Genomic DNA, 8,661 nt, shown 5'->3' with positions numbered 1-8,661 from the left:
CTCGCCTTGGCCCTTCCCGTGCTTCTGCGAAGGGGGAGGGAATCGCGGCTGTACTGGGTCACCGCCGCCCTCGGGGCCCTCGCGGTCGCAACGGTTCTCATATGGGGCCTCGTCGCCGAACTTGCCCAGGGATCCGCGGCCGACGCCGCCATGGCCGCGCGTCGCCAGGCGGTTCTCTCGGGCCGAAACCCGGGGGTTTCCCATCCGCTCATGACGGCCGTCATGGCCGCGGCGTTTCCTGCCTGCGTTCTCGTGCTCCTGGGCGAGCGCGTCCACGGCGGCGCGCGCACCCGCAGGGTCCGCCCGCCCTGGCTCGCCGCCCGCTTCGGCGGCGCGACCGTCGCCATAGTCGTCACCCTCTACCTGTCCATACTTTTCGAGCTTCCCGGCCAGCGGCTCGGCGTGCCGAGCCTGTCGATGGCCCACGGCCTCATGGGGGGCGGCGGCTACAAGGCGGTCGCCGCAGGATACGCCCTGCTCGGCGTCTCCGCGGCCCTTGCGGCGTACGCCCGCCTGCCCTTCCTGCTGAGCGAGCTCGCCACAGACGGCATACTCCCGCGCCGCCTCGGCACACGCGACGCGATCAAGCCGCGCCTCGTCATCGTGGGGCTGACGGCGGTCCTCGCCGCCGGTTTCGCGGGCGTGCTCGTCTCAAGCCTTGCGGGGGCCACCGTCTTCGTCGTCTGCGCGTTCCTGCACTTCGGCTTGACGTGCGTGGCGATGACGCTGCGCTCTGTCGGAATCCTCAAAGAGTCGCTGGAGCGGGCCGAGCGCAGGAGCGCGAGCCTGACGAAATGGGCCTTCGCCGCCATGGCGGGCGTGTGCGGCGCCGGGATCGGCCTGACGGTTTTCATCGAACGCACATGGCTTGCCGTCTCCCTCGTCGGCCTGGCGGTTCCCGCGCTCATCATGCTCCTGGCGCGCCGGAGCATGGGCAAGGTCGCCCGAACCCTCGCCGTGGCGAACCTTTCGGCGGGCCGCCGCCTGCCCACACGCATCCACGGAGTCGTGCTCGTCAGCGTGGTCGATGACCCGACGCTGCGCACGGTGAGCTACGCTCGGGCCATGAGGTTGTCGAGCCTGACCGCCCTGACGGTCGATTTCGATCCAAAACGCACGCGCCAGCTTCGCGACGACTGGAAGGAGGCGGGCCTTCCCGTCGACCTCACGGTTCTCGGCACGCCGCAGGGGGCCACGCGCGGGCACATCGTCGACTACGTCCACTCTCTGCACCAGATGCATCCGGGCGACGTCGTGGCGGTCTTCTACCAGAGGATCCTCGCGGCGGGCGTCTGGGAGGGGTATTTCCTGCGAAGGTCGATGCCGAGCGTCATAGCCGATTTGCGCCACGAACCCGGGGTGATCCTCGCCGAGGTCCCCTATCTTTTTCATCCGACCGAGGAGGACGAATGACAACGCTCGACATAGATTTGACCGACGTCGCCCACGGCGGGTCCGCCGTCGGCAGAGCGGAAGACGGCAGGGTCGTCTTCGCCCGCTTCGGCCTGCCGGGCGAGCGTGTGCGAGTTCAGGTGACCGGGCAGCGTTCGACGCTCATCCGCGGCGACGTCGTGGAGGTCCTGTCGAACCCCTCCGAGCACAGGGTCGGCCTGGTGTGGCCGGAGGCCGGGCCGCTGGGCGTCGGCGGGGCCGATCTCGGGCACGTCGCCTTCGACTATCAGGCGGAGTGGAAAAGCCACGTCCTTGCGACGACCCTCGGCCGAATCGGCGGCCGCGACCTTCAGGAGCACTTCGCCGAGCAGGGCCTTTCGCCGCGAGTCGCAGCCCTTCCCGGCGACGCCGCGACCTCCGGGTGGGCCACGCGCACCCGGATCGAATTCGTCGTGGGCGAGGACGGCCGGCCGGCGATGTACAGGGATTCGAGCCACGAGCTCATGGGGGTGGCGAGCTTTCCTCTGGCCGTCGAGGAGATCGGCGAGCTCGACCTCTTCGGCGGCTGGCGCTCGTGGTGGAAGCCGGGGGAGCGGGTCAAGGCGCTTGCCCCCTCCGGGTCTGACCCCGCCCTGTTCATCGGCGGGGATTCGTGGTGGGCGCCGGGCATGCGGGCCGACGAGGTCGTCCGCGAGGACGTCGTGGTCGGCGGCGAGCTGTACGCCTACCAGGTCCACGCAGGCGGATTCTGGCAGGTCCACCGAGCGGCGGCGGCGAGCCTCGTCGAGCTCGTCATGCGCGGAGCGAACGTCCAACCGGGGGACCGCGTCGTCGAACTCTACTCGGGCGCCGGCCTGCTGACGCAGCCGCTCGCTGTCGCGACGGGGGAGTCGGGCGCCGTCTACGCGATGGAGGGGGCCCGAGAGGCGGTGGAGGACGCGCGGGCGAACCTTCGGGATCTGCCGTGGGCCCGCACCCGCGCCGCGAGGATCGACGCCCACGCGCTGGAGGGGGTCAACGGCGACGTCGTCGTGGCCGATCCGCCCAGGGCGGGGCTTGGAACGGAGCTGGCGGCAATGCTCGGCGAGGCGAAGGTCGGCAGGATCGTCCTCGTCTCCTGCGACCCGGCGTCCATGGCGCGCGACGTCGCCGTCATGCGGGGATGCGGGCGCAAGGCAACCTTCTTTGAGGCGGTCGACATTTTCCCGAACACACATCATTTCGAATGCGTAACCGTAGTAGAGTGATGCGAATCGAGTGATCCGCATCTCGGAATGCGTTCTGTGCGCTGCACGTTGTATGCATCGGGTGGGAACGAGCCCATACCGCATAAACGCAAAATATACGGAGGAATACGATGGCAAGCGCGCCCGAAAAATACGATCTTGTGGTCGTCGGAGGCGGAAAGGCCGGAAAGTCTCTCGCCATGCTTCGTGCCAAGAAGGGCGACAAAGTCTTCATGGTCGAACGGGACAAAATCGGCGGAACGTGCATCAACGTCGCCTGCATCCCGACAAAGACGCTCGTCTCGAGCGCTCGAAGGCTTGCCGAGGTTCGCACGGCCGCGGCCTACGGGGTCGATCTGCCCGGGGCCGACCTCGCCTCGGCGGGAGTGGACCTTGAGGCCTTGCGCGCCCGCAAGGAGAGCGTTGTCGGCGGCATGGTCGAGGCGCATAAGAAGATGTTCGCCGCCCCCGGGCTGGATTTCGTTCTCGGAACGGCCAAGTTCGTCGGGCCGAAGACCGTCGAGGCGACGCTGGCCGACGGCTCGGTCCGCGTGGTCGAGGGCGAGAAGGTCCTGATCAACACGGGGACGACGCCGGCGATTCCTCCGATCGAGGGATTGAGCGACGTCGACTACTGGACGAGCGAGGACGCCCTTCGCCTGACCGAGATTCCCGATCGGCTCGTCATTCTCGGCGGCGGAGTCATCGGCGTCGAGATGGCCTCGATGATGGCGGCCTTCGGGGCGGACGTGACCCTCATCGAGGGCGGGGAGCGCATTCTTGCCAGGGAGGACGCGGACGTCGCCGAAGAGATGGCGGCCAACCTCGCCGCGCAGGGCGTGACGGTGCGCACCGGCGAGCGCGCGGTGCGCGTGTCCTCGGGCGACGAGGGGGTCCTCGTCCACACGACTGCCGGCGAGGTCTCGGGAACGCGCCTCCTCGTGGCGCTCGGACGCACTCCGGCCACAAAGGGCCTGGGCTTGGAAGCGGCGGGGGTCGAACTGACCGAGCGCGGCTTCGTCAAGGTCGATTCCCGCCTCGAGACGACGGCGCCAGGCGTCTACGCCGCGGGCGACGTCGCCGGAACTCCCCAGTTCACGCATGCCTCGTGGAACGACTTCCGCGTGCTGCGCGACCTCTTCGCCGGCAAGGACGCCTCGACGGAGGGCCGCCTCATCCCGTGGGCTGTCTTCGCGACCCCCGAGCTCGGGCGCGTCGGAATGAGCGAGAGCGAGGCCCGCGCGGCCGGACGGGACATCCGGGTGGCCAAGGTCGCCGCGGCGGCGGTCCCGAGAGCCAAGACGCACGGCCACGTCGAGGGCTTCTACAAGGTCGTCGTCGACGCCGAGACCGAGGAGATCCTCGGCGCCGCGATCGTCGCCGAAAGTGCGAGCGAGGTGATCGCCGCCGTTCAGACGGCCATGCTGGGGGGCCTTCCCTGGCCCAAGCTGCGCGACGCCGTCATTGCCCACCCGACGATGGCCGAGGGGTTGAACATCGTCCTGGATTCGCTCGGCTGACGGCGGAGACGGACGGACGGCGCCTCTCTCCGGCGCGGGCTGCCTTCTGACGGCTGCGTCGCGCCGAAAACCTGCGGCGGCCCTCCGCACACATGGGCGGAGGGCCGACGCGGCGCTGCAACTGCCGACCCGGCGGTTAGAATGGACGATGGCAAAAGGAGGTCGCCTTGGGATTGATTGAGGGCATACTCGGACCTGACGACGTAAAAAAGCTGCCGTCGGAGCGGCTTGAGGGCCTGGCCGAGGAAATCAGGGCTTTCCTCGTTGAAAACGTCTCGAAGACGGGCGGCCACCTCGGCCCCAACCTCGGCGTCGTCGAGCTGACGATAGCCCTCCATCGGGTCTTCTCCTCCCCGTCGGACGTCCTCGTCTTCGACACCGGGCACCAGAGCTATGTGCACAAGATCCTCACGGGGCGCCGCGATTTCTCCACGCTGCGCCAGGAAGACGGACTGTCGGGGTATCCCGCGCGCAAAGAGTCGGTCCACGACGTCGTCGAAAACTCGCACGCCTCCACCGCGCTCTCCTGGGCCGACGGGATTGCCCGTTCGTTTGAGCTTCGCGGAGAGGACCGCCGAGTCGTGGCCGTCATAGGCGACGGAGCGATGACCGGGGGAATGGCATGGGAGGCCCTCAACAACATCGCGGAGGATCCGAAGAGGCCCATCGTCATCGTCCTCAACGACAACGACCGCTCCTACGCGCCGACGGTGGGCGGCATCGTCCGCAAATTCGAGCCCGTCAGGCGCCTGGACAACTTCCGCCTCAACAAAAAATACGAGGCCTTCCTCAAGTGGACGAAACGCCATCTTTTCGGCGCGGGAGCGCCGGGGCGGGCCGCCTACGGCGCCCTCCATTCGATCAAAAAGGGCGTCAAGGACATTTTCGTCGACGCCGGCATTTTCGACTCGCTCGGCATGAAGTACATCGGCCCCGTGGACGGGCACAACCTCAAAGACCTTCAGGAGGCGTTCGCCTTGGCGAAGGACTTCGGGGGGCCGGTCGTCGTGCACACGATAACCGAAAAAGGCAGGGGGTATCGCCCCGCTGAGGAGAACGCCGACGATCGGTTCCACGCGGTGGGGCGCATCCACCCCGAGACCGGGCTGCCCATTGAGCCCGCGCGCTTCGGATGGACCGCCGTGTTCGCCGAGGAAATCGCGCAGATCGCGCGCGAGCGCGAAGACGTCGTGGGCGTGACGGCGGCGATGCTGCGGCCCGTCGGACTGGGCGCCTTCGCCGACGCCTTCCCCGAGAGGGTGATCGACGTCGGAATCGCCGAGCAGCACGCCCTGACGATGGCGGCCGGCATGGCGTTCGCCGGATGCCATCCCGTCGTCGCCCTCTACTCGACCTTTATGAACCGGGGCTTCGACCAGCTGCTTATGGACGTGGCCCTCCACGATGCGCCCGTCACCGTGGTCCTCGACCGCGCCGGGATAACCGGCGACGACGGACCCTCCCACAACGGCATGTGGGACCTTTCGCTCGCCGCGATGGTCCCTGGCCTGAGGGTCGCCGTCCCTCGCGACGCCGAACGGCTGAGGGAGCTTTTGCGCGAGGCGCTCGACGTCGAGGGGCCGACGCTCGTGCGCTATCCCAAGGGGGAGGCGCCGCCTCCGATCGAAGCCGTGAGGGCCGTGGGCGGCGCTGACCTCGTCTATTCGGGAAACGGCGCAAGGACCGCCGTCGTCGCGGTCGGAGCGGCGGTTCCAGGGGCGATCGAGGCGGCGGAAGGCTGCGGCGACGCCGACGTCCTCGACCCTCGCTGGGCGTTGCCGGTCGATCCCGAGCTCGTCGAGGCTCTGCGTTCCTACGACGCCGTCGTCACCGTCGAGGACGGCCTTGTCGACGGCGGGGTCGGAAGCGAAATCGGCCTCGCCCTCAGCCGGTCGGGGTACCGCGGAAGGCTGTGCCATCTGGGGATCGATCGGCGTTTCCTGCCTCACGCTTCCCGCGCATCGGTCCGCCGCGCAGAGGGGCTGACGCCGGCGGCGATCGGATCGGCCATCGAGTCGGTGCGGCAGGAGATTCGCTCCTAGGCTCCCGGCGGAGCCTTCGCACTGCGGCTGCCAGAAGCCAGGAGCGAGACGGCTAGGAGCGAGGCTTTTCCGACCTGCGCGCCGCAGCCACGAGAAGCTGGCCGACGTTGTCGATCTGCCACGGGCGCGCGCCGAGGGCGGCGAGCAGAATCGGGATCTCCTCAGGGTCGTCCCAGCCGTCCCATGCGAGTGCGCGCTGATAGGCGGGTTTGAGAAGAATCTCTTGGCGAATTCCCAGATCGTCGGCGCGCGTCAGCACCGTGCTGCGAACGATTTTCCATCGCGCCGCTGCTTCGGGGTTGGTGCGCTCCCAGTTGCGGATGGCCGGGAAAGGCTCGGCGGATTCGTGGAAGACGCGCTCGGGCAGTTCCTCCTTGGGGATTGCCCAAGCCGAGGATATGGCGTCCCACCACGTATGCGCGTCCTTGCGCCGCATCCTTGACTGAAGCAGGGGCGAGCGCGTGACGTCGGCGCGGGAACGGGGCTTGCGGGAGGCCAGCTCCGCCAAAACCTTGGAAGGAAGCACCTTCTCCGGTGCAAGGTCACGTTTTTTGGCCAGCTTCTCACGCGAGTGCCACAGGGATTCGAGTATGCCGAGCGCCCGCCTGTCCGTCATTCCGTTCCTTCTCGCGGACTTGCGCCAGGGCTGGGCCGAAGGGGTTTTCGGCTCGCGCAGCCGTATCTCCTCGCACTCTTCATGAAGCCATTCGAGGCGCCCGGCCGCGCGCAGCATGGCCGTGAGACGTTCCCGCAATTCGATGAGCAGTTCGACGTCGAGCGCCGCGTACGCCCGCAGCTCCGGGGCGAGGGGGCGCTCCGACCAGTCCGCCATGGAATGCTCTTTGGCCAGGCCGTATCCGAGGACTTCGGCCACTTCCGCCTGAAGCGAGATGCGTTCGAAGCCGAGAAGGATGCCTGCGACTTCGGTGTCGAAGATCTCGGGAGGATTGAAGCCGAGTTCGCGCAGGCACGGCAGATCCTGGTCGGCCGCGTGGAGGATCCACACGTCCGTCGCCAGGAGTTCGGCGAGGGGGCCGAGGCGGTTTTCGATGCCGACGGGGTCGATGAGGAAGGTTCCCGCGCCCTCTCGGCGGATTTGGACGACGTACGCCCTTCCCGAGTAGCGGATGCCCATGGCGCGTTCGGTGTCGATGGCGAAAGGGCCGCGTCCGGCGGCCAGAGCGGAGACGGCGTCGTCGATGTCGAGGTTTGTCAGCTCGGGGATCCCTTCGCTTGGGACGTCAAGCGGCTGTATGTCTACCGAATCCGACATTAAAGAGCTCCCGAGGAGCGGGGGAGAGCGGCGACGCCGTCGGGGCTCAGGCCGCATACGCTTGCGGCAAAGTCCGCCCAAGCGTCAAGGTGGGCCGAGACGTCGGCATGGTCGGGGCTCCACGAGGCTCTCACCTCGAGGTCGATCGTCGAATCCGTCATGTGCATTCCTGTAAATGTTTCGTTGTAGTTTCGAGTGACCGTTCCCGTCAGGTTGTGATATTCGGCGCCGCGGGCTTCGAGGGATTCGGCCAACCACGTCCAGGATACTTCGCCCAGCAGAGGATCGCCGCCCATGTCGGATTCGACGGGGGCGTTGGCATAGGCGACTATTCGGATGGTGCCGTCCCACGCAGGCTGGCCTTCGGGGTCGTAGAGAAGCACGAAACGTGCGTTTCCGCGGTAGGAATCGGGATCGAGCGAGGAAGAATCGTTGATTTCGGCTTGAAGCGCCACCGCCCACGGTGCGATTTTCGCCGGGGGCGGTATCTGACTCACGTGGAGTTCGCTGCGGAACGCGTGCCCCTTGAGGGACTCGAGGGCCGTGAGGAACTCGGCGGGCGCTTCGATTTCTGGCACGTCGCAACACTACTCGGACGGAGGGCCCGGGCTGAAGCTGGCGCGCCGAATGCAGGTAGGCTTACACCATGAAGACAAGCAGATTCGAAGATGTAGGTTCGGAATTCGAAAGCTTGGCCGACGAAGCGAAGGTCGATTTGCCTCTCGAACAGACCTCTGCCTGGGAGGTCTTCGACTGGGCCGTGGGCGGGCGGCTTCCGTGGCGCAAGCTCGTGTGGTTGGTCGACGGCGAACCCAGGGCCTTTCTCACCGCCACGAAGATGCGGGGGCGAGGATTCACATACCTTTGGGCGAAGCACGGCCCCGTTTGGGTCGGCCGCACTCCCAGCGCGCGGGAGGAGGCGGCGTTTCGCTCCGACCTCGTCAGGGTGGTCCGCGGCCTCGAACCCGAGGTCGATTTTGTTCGGCTTCACGCGCACCATCGCGCCGGCGACCTTCGCGAACTCCTCCAATCGGTCACCTACGACAGAACCGTTGTCCTCGATCTGAGAAAGGACGGGGAAGCCCTCCTCGCTTCGATGAAGAAGCGCGGGCGGCGGGATGTGCGCAAGGCCATGCGCGACGAGTCTCTCGTCGCAGCGGACGAGACCGAGGACGCGCACGCCGTTTTCGGCGAGCTGTACGAGCTGC

6 protein-coding genes and 1 pseudogene are annotated in these 8,661 nt (G+C 67.5%); 5 read left to right on the top strand and 2 right to left on the bottom strand.

Going from position 1 to position 8,661, the window contains the following annotated elements; genetic code table 11:
• The 4 genes from ACO48X_RS09200 to dxs form a co-directional block, all read left to right on the top strand.
• Nucleotides 1-1,413, top strand: a 1,413-nt coding sequence (locus ACO48X_RS09200) for an APC family permease (RefSeq protein ID WP_485001790.1), incomplete at its 5' end; no start/stop codon positions are given.
• Entirely contained in the window at nt 1,410-2,639 is a 1,230-nt protein-coding gene (locus ACO48X_RS09195; protein ID WP_485001789.1) for a class I SAM-dependent RNA methyltransferase, read from the top strand. The genes ACO48X_RS09200 and ACO48X_RS09195, both read left to right, overlap by 4 nt.
• 110 nt (nt 2,640-2,749) lie before the next feature.
• Nucleotides 2,750-4,138 (top strand): dihydrolipoyl dehydrogenase family protein, encoded by a 1,389-nt coding sequence (locus tag ACO48X_RS09190; protein WP_485001788.1) that lies wholly within the window; start codon nt 2,750-2,752, stop codon nt 4,136-4,138.
• Between the two features lie 167 nt (nt 4,139-4,305).
• Nucleotides 4,306-6,180: a 1-deoxy-D-xylulose-5-phosphate synthase gene (dxs, locus tag ACO48X_RS09185; RefSeq protein WP_485001787.1), complete on the top strand. Its 1,875-nt coding sequence runs from the start codon at nt 4,306-4,308 to the stop codon at nt 6,178-6,180.
• Between the two features lie 52 nt (nt 6,181-6,232).
• Here dxs and ACO48X_RS09180 read toward each other — a convergent pair whose 3' ends face one another.
• Nucleotides 6,233-7,453, bottom strand: coding sequence for an HRDC domain-containing protein (locus ACO48X_RS09180; protein WP_485001786.1), 1,221 nt, complete (start codon nt 7,451-7,453; stop codon nt 6,233-6,235).
• Entirely contained in the window at nt 7,453-8,031 is a 579-nt protein-coding gene (locus tag ACO48X_RS09175; RefSeq protein WP_485001785.1) for a DUF3000 domain-containing protein, read from the bottom strand. Before ACO48X_RS09175 ends, ACO48X_RS09180 begins: the two co-directional genes overlap by 1 nt.
• A gap of 68 nt (nt 8,032-8,099) precedes the next feature.
• Between ACO48X_RS09175 and ACO48X_RS09170 the strand changes: the two are divergent.
• Nucleotides 8,100-8,661: pseudogene (locus ACO48X_RS09170) on the top strand (lipid II:glycine glycyltransferase FemX); the annotation flags it as partial.

This window comes from Peptidiphaga sp., assembly GCF_057238965.1.
The sequence above is the reverse complement of the archived record's forward strand: the minus strand, read 5'-3'. Positions and strand labels throughout refer to the sequence as shown.

What these genes read in the sequence shown, in the direction of transcription:
- ACO48X_RS09195 (WP_485001789.1), top strand. Translation starts at nt 1,410, where the DNA reads ATGACAACGCTCGACATAGATTTGACCGACGTCGCCCACGGCGGGTCC.
- ACO48X_RS09190 (WP_485001788.1), top strand. Translation starts at nt 2,750, where the DNA reads ATGGCAAGCGCGCCCGAAAAATACGATCTTGTGGTCGTCGGAGGCGGA.
- ACO48X_RS09180 (WP_485001786.1), bottom strand. Translation starts at nt 7,453, where the DNA reads ATGTCGGATTCGGTAGACATACAGCCGCTTGACGTCCCAAGCGAAGGG.